The sequence below is a fragment of the Streptomyces sp. NBC_00083 genome (genome assembly GCF_026343295.1).
Classification (GTDB): domain Bacteria; phylum Actinomycetota; class Actinomycetes; order Streptomycetales; family Streptomycetaceae; genus Streptomyces.
Genome location: NZ_JAPELY010000001.1, coordinates 1,301,550 through 1,315,503, shown reverse-complemented (window position 1 = coordinate 1,315,503; position 13,954 = coordinate 1,301,550). Strand labels below are relative to the sequence as shown.

The 13,954-nt window shown below is 74.5% G+C and carries 14 protein-coding genes and 1 other RNA gene; 6 read left to right on the top strand and 9 right to left on the bottom strand.

Annotation, left to right across the window (positions count from 1 at the left end):
• Nucleotides 1-29: 29 nt before the first annotated feature.
• The 3 genes from OOJ98_RS05690 to rnpB form a co-directional block, all read right to left on the bottom strand.
• On the bottom strand, nt 30-356 hold the full coding sequence (locus tag OOJ98_RS05690) for a nuclear transport factor 2 family protein (RefSeq protein ID WP_267053503.1): 327 nt from the start codon (nt 354-356) through the stop codon (nt 30-32).
• A gap of 136 nt (nt 357-492) precedes the next feature.
• Nucleotides 493-687: a hypothetical protein gene (locus tag OOJ98_RS05685; protein WP_267055658.1), complete on the bottom strand. Its 195-nt coding sequence runs from the start codon at nt 685-687 to the stop codon at nt 493-495.
• Between the two features lie 402 nt (nt 688-1,089).
• An RNA gene (gene rnpB, locus OOJ98_RS05680) (RNase P RNA component class A) lies at nt 1,090-1,490 on the bottom strand.
• Between the two features lie 129 nt (nt 1,491-1,619).
• Between rnpB and OOJ98_RS05675 the strand changes: the two genes are divergently transcribed.
• Nucleotides 1,620-2,408: a MerR family transcriptional regulator gene (locus OOJ98_RS05675; protein WP_267053502.1), complete on the top strand. Its 789-nt coding sequence runs from the start codon at nt 1,620-1,622 to the stop codon at nt 2,406-2,408.
• Nucleotides 2,405-3,055: a hypothetical protein gene (locus tag OOJ98_RS05670; protein ID WP_267053501.1), complete on the top strand. Its 651-nt coding sequence runs from the start codon at nt 2,405-2,407 to the stop codon at nt 3,053-3,055. Before OOJ98_RS05675 ends, OOJ98_RS05670 begins: the two co-directional genes overlap by 4 nt.
• Nucleotides 3,056-3,068: 13 nt before the next feature.
• Here the strand turns inward: OOJ98_RS05670 and OOJ98_RS05665 are convergent, their stop codons facing one another.
• Nucleotides 3,069-4,571, bottom strand: a complete 1,503-nt coding sequence (locus tag OOJ98_RS05665; RefSeq protein WP_267053500.1) for an RNB domain-containing ribonuclease — start codon at nt 4,569-4,571, stop codon at nt 3,069-3,071.
• A 557-nt stretch (nt 4,572-5,128) separates the two neighbouring features.
• Here OOJ98_RS05665 and yaaA point away from each other — a divergent pair.
• Both yaaA and eda read left to right on the top strand, forming a co-directional pair.
• The gene (gene yaaA / locus OOJ98_RS05660; protein ID WP_267053499.1) at nt 5,129-5,929 is read left to right on the top strand and encodes a peroxide stress protein YaaA; all 801 of its coding nucleotides are present in this window, start codon (nt 5,129-5,131) and stop codon (nt 5,927-5,929) included.
• A 79-nt stretch (nt 5,930-6,008) separates the two neighbouring features.
• Nucleotides 6,009-6,668, top strand: a complete 660-nt coding sequence (eda, locus tag OOJ98_RS05655; protein ID WP_267053498.1) for a bifunctional 4-hydroxy-2-oxoglutarate aldolase/2-dehydro-3-deoxy-phosphogluconate aldolase — start codon at nt 6,009-6,011, stop codon at nt 6,666-6,668.
• A gap of 443 nt (nt 6,669-7,111) precedes the next feature.
• On the opposite strand, the gene OOJ98_RS05650 is transcribed toward eda, so the two are convergent.
• From OOJ98_RS05650 to OOJ98_RS05640, 3 genes are read right to left on the bottom strand one after another with little or no spacing between them, the layout of a single operon-like run.
• Nucleotides 7,112-8,452 (bottom strand): bifunctional RNase H/acid phosphatase, encoded by a 1,341-nt coding sequence (locus OOJ98_RS05650; RefSeq protein WP_267055532.1) that lies wholly within the window; start codon nt 8,450-8,452, stop codon nt 7,112-7,114.
• A 12-nt stretch (nt 8,453-8,464) separates the two neighbouring features.
• Complete coding sequence (locus OOJ98_RS05645) at nt 8,465-9,208, bottom strand: C4-type zinc ribbon domain-containing protein (protein ID WP_323177906.1); 744 nt, start codon at nt 9,206-9,208, stop codon at nt 8,465-8,467.
• Nucleotides 9,205-10,053, bottom strand: coding sequence for a Nif3-like dinuclear metal center hexameric protein (locus OOJ98_RS05640; protein WP_267053496.1), 849 nt, complete (start codon nt 10,051-10,053; stop codon nt 9,205-9,207). The genes OOJ98_RS05645 and OOJ98_RS05640 overlap by 4 nt, the downstream gene beginning before the upstream one ends.
• A gap of 362 nt (nt 10,054-10,415) precedes the next feature.
• On the opposite strand from OOJ98_RS05640, the gene OOJ98_RS05635 reads away from it, so the two are divergent.
• Both OOJ98_RS05635 and OOJ98_RS05630 read left to right on the top strand, forming a co-directional pair.
• Nucleotides 10,416-11,540, top strand: a complete 1,125-nt coding sequence (locus OOJ98_RS05635; protein ID WP_267053495.1) for a hypothetical protein — start codon at nt 10,416-10,418, stop codon at nt 11,538-11,540.
• Between the two features lie 57 nt (nt 11,541-11,597).
• Nucleotides 11,598-11,744 (top strand): hypothetical protein, encoded by a 147-nt coding sequence (locus OOJ98_RS05630; protein WP_267053494.1) that lies wholly within the window; start codon nt 11,598-11,600, stop codon nt 11,742-11,744.
• 66 nt (nt 11,745-11,810) lie between these two features.
• Here the strand turns inward: OOJ98_RS05630 and OOJ98_RS05625 are convergent, their stop codons facing one another.
• Together OOJ98_RS05625 and OOJ98_RS05620 are read right to left on the bottom strand one after the other, a co-directional pair.
• The gene (locus OOJ98_RS05625) at nt 11,811-12,755 is read right to left on the bottom strand and encodes a 3-oxoacyl-ACP reductase (protein WP_267053493.1); all 945 of its coding nucleotides are present in this window, start codon (nt 12,753-12,755) and stop codon (nt 11,811-11,813) included.
• 68 nt (nt 12,756-12,823) lie between these two features.
• The gene (locus OOJ98_RS05620; RefSeq protein WP_267053492.1) at nt 12,824-13,900 is read right to left on the bottom strand and encodes a Zn-dependent alcohol dehydrogenase; all 1,077 of its coding nucleotides are present in this window, start codon (nt 13,898-13,900) and stop codon (nt 12,824-12,826) included.
• Nucleotides 13,901-13,954 lie beyond the last annotated feature (54 nt).

Sequence of the window (13,954 nt, the reverse complement as noted above, 5' to 3'; positions counted from 1 at the left end):
CGGGGCCGGGCCCGGCGTGGGGCCCGGCGTCAGGCCTGGCCGGTCTCGAAGCGGCTGATCCGGCCGGCGTCGTCGACGGTGAAGCGCCATGCGGTGCGCATCTCGCCCCAGGTGTCGTTGCGGTAATTGGCGACGAGGCCGCGCCCGTCGTGGCTCTGGTTCTCGATGTCCATGTGGCCGCCGGAGGAGAAGATCTCACGCTCGGTCCAGTCGGCGACGTCGCGGTCCGCGCCGTCGTCGGACATGGTGGCCCCGGGGGCGAGGGCGGCGGTGAAGGCTGCGCGGTCACCGGAGTTGAGGGCGCCGACGAAGGCGCGGACGGCCGGGTCGGTCAGCTTGTCGAGGGCGATGGTCACGGTCTCTCCCGGTCGGTGGGGCGGGTCGGGTCGGGTCGGGCGGGTGCCGGCGCCGCGGGGGACGCCTGCGGGCCGGTGACGCCTGCGGGCCTGGGAACGCCTGCGGGCACCCACGCGGCGGCCCGCGTCCGCGCCCTCAGCCAAGTTGCCCGAGCATGCCGGTGACGGAGTTGAGCGCGGTGTGCAGCGAGGGCGCGACGGCGGTGTCGGCGAGATAGAAACCGAATCCGGCGCAGATGAGCGCGTGGGACAGCTTGGTGCCGCCTTTGCGCCAGAGGAAGAAGGCTCCCGCCGCGAGGGCGAGCATCACGGGAAAGTGCAGGGAAGGCACGGCGTTCTCACCTCGTGTCCCCGAGTCGAAAATGAGCGGCACGCACGCCGGGAGGCGGGGGCCGCGGGTTCCGTTCCGGTACCGCCCATCACGCTACGACCGGGGGTGGGGTTCCGCCACACGGAGGATGAGCGGGTGGTCACGCGGAGCGATACCCACAGGTGAGCCGCGTCGGCCGTGCCGGCCGCGCCCCGGGGGAACGCCACCCCGCTTTCATCTGCGGACCGTGCCCGCGTCTCGCGCAGTTCCCCGCGCCCCTGGCTGCTCGGTGCCGGACGCCCTGGACATCCTCAGCCCGTCCGGCGTTTGAGGACGAGCGCCCTTCAGGCGCGAACGGGGTCTGGGGCAGAGCCCCGGGGCATGGCGGCGCACACAGGGCCGCGGGGCCCGAAGAGGGGGCGGCAGACGAGTCGGGCTGTACGCCGGGTTCTGTACCCCGGGACCTCGCGGTCGTCGGGGCGACGGCCATCCATCTAGGACCGGCGTTGCCGCCGGCCTCGTGCGGTCTACCCGCGGACTCGGGCAGGCTGCCCTCGAACGTCCGCGCAGAAGCACCGAGGTGCTCCCTCTTGACCTTGCTCCGGGTGGGGTTTACCTAGCCGCCTGAGTCACCTCAGGCGCTGGTGGTCTCTTACACCACCGTTTCACCCTTACCTGGGACCGAAGTCCCCGGCGGTCTGTTTTCTGTGGCACTGTCCCGCGGGTCACCCCGGGTGGCCGTTGGCCACCACCCTGCCTTGTGGAGCCCGGACGTTCCTCGGAAAGACCCCGAAGGATCTCCACGCGGCCGCCCGCCCGGCTCGTCTGCCGTGCCGACCATGCTACCCGCAGCCGGACGGCGCCCCGGCCCGGCCCGGCCCAGCCGCGGACGCCGGGATGCGCCGACGGCACTCGCTTGACCCTGCCGCAGCGGCAACGTTTCTAATGAAGCCATGCGGATCTCGGAGATCGCCGCGCTGGCAGGGGTGACCACGCGGGCGGTCAGGCACTACCACCACCTCGGCCTGCTGCCGGAACCCGAGCGGCTGGCCAATGGCTACCGGCGGTATTCGGTGCGGGACGCCGTCGCGCTCGCCCGCATCCGGCGCCTCACCGAACTCGGGCTCGGACTCGACGAGGTGCGCGATGTCATCGACGACGACGCCGGGCACGAACTGGCCGACGTACTGCGCGAGTTGGACGGCGACCTGGCCCGCCAGGAGACCCGGATCCAGGCGCGGCGGGCCCGGCTCGCCGAACTGCTCGCCCGCGCCGAGCACGGACCGCTGTCGGCCGACGACGAGTTCTCGCCCGAACTGGCCGACCTCTTCGCCGAGTTGGGCGCGGATCCGGCCGGTTCGGCCATGGCCGCCAAGGACCGCGAGGTGCTCGCCCTCCTCACCGCCGCCGCGGACCCCGAGGAGCGGGACCGGCTCCTCGCCGCCGTACGGAGCACGGCCGCGGCGCCGGGAGCCGCCGGACAGGTGCGGGAGGTGTACGCGCTGCTCGACGCACTGGCGGACGCCGACCCGTCCGACCCCCGCGTCGACGAGGCCGCGCGGGCGCTCGCCGCCTGCCTCCCGCCCGAGCTGGAGCAGGAGATCTCGGCGCACGCGAGCGCCGACCCCGCCGGCCAGGTCTTTCTGCGGGCCTTCCTCGCCGACCTCGCGCCCGCCCAGGCGGAGGCGGTCCGGCGGGCGATGTCCAGCGTCACGTCGCAGCGGGGCGGAACGGCGCCATGACCCGCGAGGCTCCGCGCGGGGCCCCACGCCGTCCCGCCCTCCCCCGCCGCCGCTTCCTGCCCGATCCGCTGCTCCGCCTGCTGGCGCACGAGGCCCGGGTGCTGCGGAGCTTCGGCCCGTGGATCACCCGGCGCGGGCCCCAAGTCGGTCCGGGCGCGCGGGCGTTCGGGTACGCGAGCCCGCAGGCGGCGACGGTGTACGGCCTGGTGTTCGTCTGCGTCGTCGAGACGGTCGGCGTCTCGTTCCTGGTGCGGCAGTGGCCGGCCGTGCACGCGGTGCTGCTCGTCCTGGACCTCTATACGGTGCTGCTGGTCCTCGGGATGCAGACCGCCGCCGTGGCCCGGCCGCACGTGCTGACCCCGCACGCCCTGCGGCTGCGGGCCGGCGCCCGGGTGGACCTGACCGTGCCGCTCGACCGCATAGCCCGGGTGCGCACCGAGTTGAGGTTCCAGGGCGCGGGCGGCGCGGCCCCGGACGACGTCCTGGAGCTGGCCGTCGGCTCCCAGACCTCCCTCACCGTGGAGCTGACCGAGCCCGTCACCCACGTACAACTCCTCGGCGGGCGGCGGGAGGTGACGACCGTACGCTTCCACGCGGACGAGTCGGCGGAGCTGGCGAAGGCGCTGCGGGCCGCCATGACCGCGTGAGCCGGCGGCCGGGTCACGCGGGCGCGAACAGGACCTTCGCGGTGCCGGGGTCGGCCTGTGTGAGGCGGACCCGCAGCCGCTCGCCGAGCGGGAGGTCGCCGCCGCCCTCGACGCGGGCGACCACCGCCGGGTCGGTCAAGTGGACGGTGCCGACGGTCGGTTGCTGTTCCCTCACGTCGACGACCGTCGCGTCGAAGACCTCGCCCACCCGGTCCTTGAGCAGCGCCGCCTCCACGATGTCGACGCTCTCGCGCTCCACCGTGTTGGCCCGGCTCGTGCCCTGCGCCATCTCCTTCGGCAGGGCGTCCAGCGCGGCCGTCACCCACTCCGGCGGGTCCTGCCCCGCCACCGCGGCGAGGCACAGCTCACCGGCGTACCGGTCGACGAGGCGGCGCAGCGGAGCGGTGCAGTGCGTGTACGGGGCGGCGACCGCGGCGTGCACGGCGAGCTCGGGCGCGGTGCCGCCGGTGAACACGGTGTACCCGGCGCCGCGCAGCAGCGACGTGCACTCCTGGAGGAACGCCGCGTGGTTCGGCTCGCGCGGGTCGAGGGAGCGGACGACGGCGGCGTACGGGACGTGGTGGGGCCAGTCGATGCCCAGCGCCTTCGCCGAGCGGCGCAGCCGGGCGACCGCGCCGTCCGGGGCGCTGGGCAGGGTGCGCAGGATTCCGGTGCCGTACGTCAGCATCAACTGGGCGCCCGCGATGCCGGTGAGCAGGGAGATCTGGGCGTTCCAGCCGTCGGCGGGCAGCGGGGCGCGGTAGGTGAGCCCGTAGCCGTGGCCGGTCTCGACGATCTCCTGCTCGGGAACGTTGAGCGAGATGCCGCCGCGGGCGACCTCCTGCTGTTCGCGCAGGGTGCCGATGTCGCGCAGGAGCGCCAGGGACTCGGGTGCGGTGCCCGCGTCGATCTGCTTCTGTACGCCCTCGTAGTCGAGCTTGGCGCGGCTGCGGACGAGGGCGCGCCGCACGTCGGCGGCCGTGGTCGCGCCGTCCGCGTCGAGGTCGATCTGCCAGAGCAGCGCGGGCCGGGTCGCGCCGGGAAGCAGGCTGGCGGCGCCCTCGCTGAGCACGGTGGGGTGGAGCGGGGTCTTCCCGTCCGGGAAGTAGAGCGTGGTCACCCGGCGGTGCGCCTCGGCGTCCAGAGCGCCACCGGGCGCGACGAACGCGGCGACGTCGGCGATGGCGTAGTACACGCGATACCCCCCACCCGCCCGGCGCTCCAGGTACATCGCCTGGTCGAGGTCGGTGGAGGTGGGCGGGTCGATGGTGAACAGCGCGATGCCGGTCGCGTCGTAGGAGGGTGCGGGTGCCTCGGTGGCGGTGCGGGGTGCCTCTGCGGCGGCGCGGGGTGCCTCGGTGGCGGCGCGCTGGGCCTCGGCGGCGGCGCGCTGGGCCTCGGCGGTTACGTCGTCCGGGAACGCCGCGGGTACGTCCAGTGAGGCGCGCAGGGTGTCGAAGGCGGCGCGCAGGGGTGCCTCTGCGGCGGCCTGCAGGTGGAGGTGACGGCGGGGCATGCCTCCGAGCGTAGGTCTGCCCGCGAGCCCCGGCATGTCGGCTCTGCCTCCGCCCGCGGACCGCGGCCGCGTCCCAGGTGGGGTGACCTTGGCGGCACGCCCAGGATCGGCATCTTCAGCCCGTCCGGCTGCTCGACCCCGGCCCATGCGGGCCACCTCAGCCCGTCCGGCGATTGAGGACGAGCGCCCTTCAGGCGCGAACGGGGTCTGGGGCGGAGCCCCAGGCAACCCCGCCTGCGGCTGCGGACCGTGCCCGCGTCCCGCGCAGTTCCCCGCGCCCCCAGGTGGGCCGGCCGTGGCAGGGTGCCGATCTCAAGCATCTTCAGCCCGTCCGGCGATTGAGGACGAGGGCCGTTCAGGCCCGGACGGGGTCTGGGGCGGAGCCCCAGGGGGCCGCACTCTTCACTGGGCCGCACGGGAGGTGGGTGGGAGAACGCGCGAACGGGGCCCGGGGCGGAGCCCCGGGGCATGGTGGGTTCAGGGTGGGGGCCCGTGCGGCCGTACTCTGGCGCGAGGGGCCGCACCCCCTCCCCGTACGTACAAGAAGGAGAATCACCGTGCTGGTGCTCTTGCCGCCCTCCGAAGGAAAGGCCGCTTCGGATCGCGGGGCGCCACTGAAGGCGGAGTCGCTCTCCCTGCCGGGCCTCGCGCAGGCACGCGCCGCGGTCCTCGACGAGCTCGTCGAGCTGTGCGTCGCCGACGAGGACAAGGCCCGCGACGTGCTGGGCCTGAGCGAGGGCCTGCGCGGCGAGGTCGCCAAGAACGTCGAGCTGCGCACCGCCGGCACCCGCCCGGCCGGCGAGATCTACACCGGCGTCCTGTACGACGCCCTGGGCCTCGCCACCCTCGACGCCCCCGCCAAGCGCCGGGCGGCGAAGTCGCTGCTGGTCTTCTCGGGGCTGTGGGGCGCCGTCCGCACCGGCGACCGCATCCCGTCGTACCGCTGCTCGATGGGGGTGAAGCTGCCCGGCCTCGGCGCGCTCGGGGCGTACTGGCGGACCGTGATGGACCCGGTCATGACGGAGGCCGCCGGCACGGGCCTCGTCCTCGACCTCCGCTCGTCCGCGTACGCCGCCGCCTGGAAGCCCAGGGGCGCCGTGGCCGGACGCACCGCCACCGTCCGGGTGCTGCACTCCCAGATCGTCGACGGCGTCGAGAAGCGCTCGGTCGTCAGCCACTTCAACAAGGCGACCAAGGGCCGGCTCGTACGCGATCTGCTCACCGCGGGAGCCGCGCCCGCCGAGCCGGCCGAGCTCGTCGAGACCCTGCGCGGCCTCGGATACGCCGTCGAGGCCGAGGCTCCCGCGAAGCCGGGCCGCGCCTGGTCCCTGGACGTGATCGTGACGCAGATCCACTGAGCAGCAGTCCCGTCGCACGAGCGTTGCATCATGCGCAACGCCCGTTGCACAGAACGTAGGGCCCCGGCAGGATGGGCGCATGACGCCCCCCGCCGCGCCCTCGGCCAGCCCTGCCTCCCCCGCCTCCGTCCTGGATCTCGCGCCCGTCGTCCCCGTGGTGGTCATCGACGACGCCGCCGATGCCGTGCCGCTCGCGAGGGCGCTGGTGGCGGGCGGCCTCCCGGCGATCGAGGTGACGCTGCGCACCGCTGCGGCCCCCGCCGCGATCCGCGCCATCGCCGCCGAGGTGCCGGACGCCGTGGTCGGGGCGGGCACGGTGACGTCGCCGGGCACGGTCGCCGAGGCGGTGGGCGCCGGGGCCCGCTTCCTGGTGAGTCCGGGGTGGACGCCGGCCCTGCTGCACGCGATGCAGGAGTCGGGGCTGCCGTTCCTGCCCGGGGTCTCGACGACGTCGGAGGTCGTGGCACTGCTGGAGCAGGGCGTACGCGAGATGAAGTTCTTCCCGGCGGAGGCCGCGGGCGGCACGGCCTATCTGAAGTCGCTCGCGGGTCCGCTCCCGCAGGCGCGTTTCTGCCCGACCGGCGGCATCTCGCTCGCCTCGGCACCCGCGTATCTGGCCCTGCCCAACGTGGGCTGCGTGGGCGGCACGTGGATGCTGCCGCCGGACGCGCTCGCCGCCCGCGACTGGCCCCGCGTGGAGACCCTGGCCCGCGAGGCGGCCGCACTGCGCCGATCGTAGGGCGCGACTTTCAGGGGGCCGCCGCCTTCAGGTGCCGGGCGCCGCCCCCCACAGGAGCACGGCCTTCACTGACGCAGCTCCTCAGGTACCGCCACCCACAGAAGCGCAGCCCTCACTGATCTCACTGACGCAGCTCCTCAGGTACCGCCACCCACAGAAGCGCAGCCCTCACTGACGCAGCTCCTCAGGTACCGCCGCCGGCCCCCATACACGCGGCCTGCGGCGACGCAGCTTTCAGGGGCGCGGGGAACTGCGCGACCAGCCCCACACGACCTGCACCCGACGCCCCACCCGGAGCCCCCTCGCACCCAGCGCGCCCCTGAGCACCCCGAGGCACCGGACGCCCCCTCGCACCCAGGGCGCCCCTATGCACCCGAGGCAGCGGACGCCCCCTCGCACCCTGGGCGTCCGGGGCACCCCGGGTCACCCCGAAGCCCCCCGGCTCACCGCAGGTGCCCCGTGTCGTTCAGCAGCCGGACCGACGCGTTGCCGTCCCCGTAGTACGCCACCGCCGAGATCGAGGCCGCCGAGAGCTCCATCCGGAACAGGGACTCCGGCGGTGCCCCCAGGGCCAGCCTGACCAGGGTCTTGATCGGGGTCACATGGGTCACCGCGAGCACCGTGCGCCGGGGGTGCGCGGCGATCAGCCGGTCCCGGGCCGCGGCGACCCGCCGCGCCACCGCGGCGAAGCTCTCGCCGCCGCCCGTCGGAGCGGCCTTCGCGGAGGCGAGCCAGGCGTCGAGGTCGTCCGGGTGACGCTCCCGCACCTCCGCGAAGGTGAGCCCCTCCCACGCCCCGAAGTCCGTCTCGCGCAGACCCTCTTCGATGTGCACGTCGAGCCCGAGGCGGGCCGCGACCACGGCCGCGGTCTCCCGGCACCGCCGCAGCGGGGACGAGACGATGACCTCGATGGTGCCCCGCTCGGCGAAGGCCGCGGCGGCCCGCTCGGCCTGGCCGCGCCCGACGGCCGACAGCTCGGGGTCGGTCCCGCCGCTGCCGGAGAACCGCTTGGCCGGCGTGAGCGCCGTCTCGCCGTGCCGCAGCAGAACGAACGTGGCGGGCGCGCCCAGATCGGCGGAGGCTCCCCAGCCGACGGTCGCGGATGTGGCCCCAACCGCCTTGTTCGGTACGGGAGTTGACGCCAGGGCGTCGACAGCGGTCGCACCGGCGGCGGCACCGGCACCCGCCGCCCCCGGCGAACCTGCCGCCCCTTCCGAGGCCGCCCCCTCCGAAACCGCCGCACCCGAGGCCGCCCCCGCCAGCGCGGCGCGGGCCCGTGCCGCGCCCGCGGCCTGGTCGCCGACCACCCGCGCCGCACCCCGGTCCGCCGCGACGGAGAGCTCGGCCGTGGAGGCCGAGGGCTCCCAGGGCCGGCCGCGCTTGCCCGCGTCCATCGCCTCGTTGGCGAGCCGGTCGGCGTGCTTGTTGCGCTCGCGCGGGATCCACTCGTACGACACCTGTGAGGGCGGCAGGACCCGCCCGGCCTCGGCGGCGAGCGGCTTCATGTCCGGGTGCTTGATCTTCCAGCGGCCCGACATCTGCTCGACGACGAGCTTGGAGTCCATGCGGACCCGCACCCGCGCCGCCGGGTCGAGCTCGCGCGCGGCGCGCAGGCCGGCGATGAGCCCCTTGTACTCGGCGACGTTGTTCGTGGCGACGCCGATGAACTCGGCGGCCTCGGCGAGGGTCTCGCCGGTCGCCGGGTCGAGGACGACCGCGCCGTAGCCGGCGGGACCCGGGTTGCCCCGGGAGCCGCCGTCGGCCTCGACGACGAACTGCCGCACCGCGTCCGGCACTTACAGACCCGATTCCGAGGTGCGCACCAGGATGCGGCGGCAGTTCTCGCAGCGCAGGACCGCGTCGGGAGCGGCGGCCTTCACCTCGTTGACCTCGGTGATGTTGAGCTCCAGGCGGCAGCCCTCGCAGCGGCGCTGGTAGAGGCGGGCCGCGCCGACGCCGCCCTGCTGGGCGCGCAGCTTGTCGTAGAGCTTGAGGAGGTCGGCCGGGACGGAACCGGCGACGATCTCGCGCTCCTTGGTCACCGAGGCGATCTCGGCGTCGAGCCCGGCGAGCGCGGCGTCGCGGCGCGTGGTGGCGTCGTCGGTCTTGGTCTGCACCGAGGCGACCCGCTCGGTCAGCTCGGCGGCCCGCTCCTGGGCGGCCTCGCGGCGCTCCATGACTTCGAGGACGACGTCTTCGAGGTCGCCCTGGCGCTTGGCGAGCGAGACGATCTCGCGCTGGAGGCTCTCCAGGTCCTTCGGCGAGGAGACCGCGCCGGAGTCGAGGCGCTGCTGGTCACGGACGGCGCGCTGGCGCACCTGGTCCACGTCCTGCTCGGCCTTGGTCTGCTCGCGGGCGGTGTCGCTCTCCTCGGTCTGCGAGGCGACGAGGAGGTCGCGCAGCTGGGTGAGGTCCTTGGTGAGCGAGTCGATCTCGGCGTGCTCGGGCAGCGAGGTGCGCTTGTGCGCGAGCTGCGACAGGCGGACGTCCAGCGCCTGTACGTCGAGGAGGCGGATCTGGTCGGCGGGCGCGGCGTTCAGTTGGGGGCTCCATCAATAGAAGGGGAGGTGTGGTGGGCCGACCAGGGGTCGGTGACCGTCTTCGAGACGTGGACCCTGAGGTCCCAGCCGTGACGGTCGGAGATCTCGTCGAGCTGGGCGGCTGCCTGCTCGCACCAGGGCCACTCGGTGGCCCAGTGCGCGGCGTCGACCAGGCCGAGCGGAGAGTGCTGGGTGGCTTCGGAGACCGGGTGGTGGCGCAGGTCGGCGGTGAGGAAGGCGTCGGCTCCCGAGGCGCGTACGGCGTCGAAGAGGCTGTCGCCGGAGCCGCCGCTGACCGCGACGGTCCGCACCGGAGCGTCGAGGTCGCCGGCGACGCGGATGCCCTGCGAGGTGGCGGGGAGCCGGGCGGCGGCGCGGGCGGCGAACGCGCCGAGCGTCGTCGGGGGCTCCACCGCGCAGACCCGGCCGAGGCCGCGGCGGCCGGCCGGGTCGGTGGGGTCGGGTACGAGGGGGCCGGTGACGCGGAGGTCGAGGGCGCCGGCCAGGGCGTCGCTGACGCCGGGGTCGGCGGTGTCGGCGTTGGTGTGCGCGACGTGCAGGGCGATGTCGTGCTTGATCAGGGTGTGCACCACGCGGCCCTTGAAGTGGCCGGCGGCGACCGTGGTGGTGCCGCGCAGATAGAGCGGGTGGTGGGTGACGACCAGGTCGGCGCCGAGCGTGACGGCCTCGTCCACGATGTCCTGGACGGGGTCGACGGCGAACAGGACCCGGCGCACCTCGGCGTCGGGGTCGCCGCAGACGGTGCCGACGGCGTCCCACCCCTCGGCCCGCTCGGGCGGCCAGAGGGCGTCGAGCGCGGCGATGACTTCAGACAGACGGGGCACGCAGACAGGTTACCCGCGCTCCGCGCCCGGCCGGTCGGCCGCCGGTGGCTACTTCTTCACGGCCTTCCCGCCGGTCGCGGGCGGCGGGCCTTCCCCGGGGCGCCCGGGTCCGCCGTCAGGCGCCCCCGGACGCCCTCGGCCCCCTTCCGCCGGTTCCGCAGGGTCCGTCGGGCCGGCGGCCGAACCGGTGCGGCCGGGCGGGTCCGGGTCCGCCCTGCCTCACACAAATCGTTCCTGCACATCCGTCTCGCCTCCCGCGGGCGAATCCCGGGACCGCCACCCATTGGTGTGAAGCGCGGGGGCTCGTGTTGTCCGGCCGGAGCAGCGAAAACTAGCTTCGGTGGCCGGAGGTGACCCATCTGATGACGGCTTTGGCCATCGAGACCGCCGCCGAGGGCGGCGCGGTCAGGAGTACGGGATTCGCCATCACGGCGGACGGTGCGTACGCCGCGAGGCTGGTGCGCGACGAGGGCGGCAGCGCGGCCTGGTTCCCCGAGCGCTGGACGCTCGACGGCCCCGAGCCGTACGCGGTGCCGCTCCCCGGCAACCAGCCGGAGGAGCCCGGCACCGGGGTGCTGCCCCTGGCGGACGGCAGGGTGCTGATCCACCGCAGGATCGCCGACCGGCACTCCTTCGCCCTGCTCTATCCGACCGGCCCCGCCACCGGCGAGCTGCCGCTCGGCGCGGTCGACGCCGGGCAGGACGAGCTCACGCTGCTCCCGCCGTCCCCCGACGGCAGCTGCGCGTACGCCATCGCGGCGGGCCGGGACAGCACGGCGCTGTGGCTGGTGGCGGGCGGCGCGTTCGGCCCCGAGCTGGTCGCCCGGATCGAGGGGTACTGCTCGGGCGGGGTCTGGCTCGACCGCACCGGCCGGATGCTCGCCCTCGACCGGGAGCTGGACGGCCGCACCAAGGCGGTCGCCGTCGACCTGGAGCGCGGCGCCGAGGTGACCGAGCTGCTCCAGATCACCGAGGACAGCGACGACCGGCTGCTGCTCGCCGACGCCGACAGCGGGCTCATCCTGATCCGCTCGAACGCCCCGGGCCACGACCGGCTCGGCTGGGGGGTGCTCGGCTCCGCGCTCCCGGTCCGCTTCCCGGAGTGCCTGCGCCTGGCCGACGCGGCGATCACACCGTTCGCCGTGCAGCCGGGCCAGGTCCTGATGCCGGAGTCGTGTGCGGTGGCCCTGCGCATCGACGCGGCGGCCGGCACCTGGGTGGGTGTCTGGCGCCCGGCCGGCCGCCACCTCCATCAACGGGCCGCGCCCGAAGGATGGCTGGCGGGTGCGGGCCTGTGGACACCGGAGGGGACGCTGAAGCTGCCGTACGTCACCGAGGCGAACCCGTGCGCGGTGCACCGGATGCCGGCGCCCGCCGACCCGCCGCCCGCGCCGCGCCCGGCGCCCGCCAAGCCCGCCGCGGCCAAGCCCGTCCCGCTGGGGCAGGCGCCCCTGACCGGCCGCAGGCCCGCCCCGGAAGATCGTTAGAATCGGCGGCCAGTACGAGGGACACGCGTGAAGACGACTACGGGGTGACGACAGCTCATGTCCAACCAGACCGACACCCGTCCGCTGGAGACGGGGAACGACCACGAGGGCCGGCACCGGGGCGGTGCGGCGCCGACGGAGGATTCGGTGACGGAGCCCCACGGACGCCACCGGCGCGAGGAGAACGCGGGCAGCACCGCCTGACCGCGAAGAGCGCCGAAGGCCCCCGGGGTGGACCACCCCGGGGGCCTTCGGCGCCGCCGGGCCCGTTCAGCCGTGCTTGAGCCCGAGGACCTCGGCCGCCGCGAAGGTCTCGCCCGCGGGCCGGTCCGCGTAGTAGGGCGAGATCAGCTCGTCGAGTTCCTGGTACGAGAAGACCTCCTTGGCGGTGTCGAACGTGGCCGCCACCCGCGGCCGTTCGATGACCGCGACCATGCCGCCGTGCACCACCAGGAGCTGCCCGTTGACCTTGGCGGCGGCCGGCGAGGCCAGATAGCCCACCAGGGGTGAGACGTGCTCGGGCGCCAGCGGGTCGAGCTGCCCCCGGCCCGGCTCCTGGAACCCGGCGAACACGTCCTCGGTCATCCGGGTGCGGGCGCGCGGGCAGATCGCGTTGGCGGTGACCCCGTACTTGGCGAGCGCGAGCGCGGTCGAGGTGGTGAGGCCGACGATCCCGCCCTTGGCCGCCGCGTAGTTGGGCTGGCCCGCGGAGCCCGCGAGGAAGGCCTCCGAGGAGGTGTTGACGATGCGGCCGTAGACCGGGCCGCCCGCCGCCTTGGAGCGCTCACGCCAGTGCGCGGCGGCGAAGTGGGTGGTGTTGAAGTGCCCCTTGAGGTGCACATGGATCACCGAGTCCCACTCCTCCTCGCTCATCGAGAAGATCATCCGGTCCCGCAGGATGCCCGCGTTGTTGACCAGGATGTCGAGTTTGCCGTACGTGTCGATCGCCAACCGCACCAGCTCGCCGGCCTGTTGGTGGTCGGCCACGTCACCGGTGTGGGCGGTGGCCCGGCCGCCCGCGGCGCGGATCTCGGCGGCGACCTCCTCGGCGGGCCCGGCCGACGCCTGGCCCGAGCCGTCGCGGCCGGGCTGCCCGAAGTCGTTGACGACGACGGACGCGCCGAGCCGTGCCAGTTCGAGCGCTTCGGCCCGGCCGAGGCCGCGCCCGGCGCCGGTGACGATCGCGGAAAGCCCTTCAAGTGGCAGTGCTGCCATGCCGGTTGGATCCTCTCGCACGGGGTGGACGGACGGGGTCGAGCAAGTCGACCGCGAGGCGGGGCGGGTCAGATCTCGATGCAGGTGCGCAGGGCCTCGCCGCTGCGCATCTGGTCGAGCGCGTCGTTGATCCCGGCGAGCCGCACCCGGTGGGTGATCAGGCCCTCCAGGTCGATGCGGCCCGCCCGCCACAGCGCGATGGCCCGCTCGTAGGAGCGCAGCACGTCGCCGCCGCCGTACATGGACGGCAGGATGCGCTTCTCGTCGAAGAACAGCTCGAACATGTTGACCTGGAAGTAGTCGTCCATGGCTCCGGCGCCGACCACGCACAGGGTGCCGCCGCGCCGGGTGTTCTCGTACGCGGTGCGGGCGGTGGCGGAGCGGCCCACCACCTCGAAGACGTAGTCGAAGCCCTCGCCCGCGGTGATCCGCTGCTTGGCGTCGGCGAACTCGGCGGGCGAGACCGCCTCCGTGGCGCCGAACCGGAGCGCCGCCTCGCGCCGCGACGCCACCGGGTCGACGGCGACGATCTGGGCGGCGCCCTGCACCCGGGCGCCCTGGATGGTGGAGATGCCGACGCCTCCGCACCCGATGACGGCGACCGACGAACCCGCCTCCACCTTCGCGGTGTTGATGGCGGCGCCGAGCCCGGTGGTCACGCCGCAGCCGATGAGCGCGGCGATCTCGTACGGCACGTCGTCGGGGATCGGGACGGCGCAGCCGGCCGCGACCACGACCTCCTCGGCAAAGGTGCCGGTGCCCGCGAACCCGAACACGTCGCCGCCGGCCCGCTGGAAGTTGGGGGTGCCGGCGTTCATGAACCCGGCCAGACAGAGCTGGGTCTGGCCGCGCCTGCAGGACGGGCACGCCCCGCAGGCCGGCAGCCAGCACATCAGGACCCGGTCGCCCTGCTTCAGGCTCGTCACGCCGTCGCCGACGTCGATGACCTCCCCGGCCCCCTCGTGGCCGGGCACGAACGGCGCGGGCTGCGGCAGGACGCCGCTCATCGCCGAGAGGTCGGAGTGGCACAGGCCGGTGGCGCGGACGCGGAGTCTGACCTTGCCCGGCCCGAAGCCGGTCGCCTCCATGTCGTCGACCACGTCGAGCTTGTCCTGGCCTATCTCGTGCAGTACGGCTGCGCGCATGGTGTGCTCCCCTCGATCCCATCACGTACCGGAACAAGTACCGGACAGCAAAGC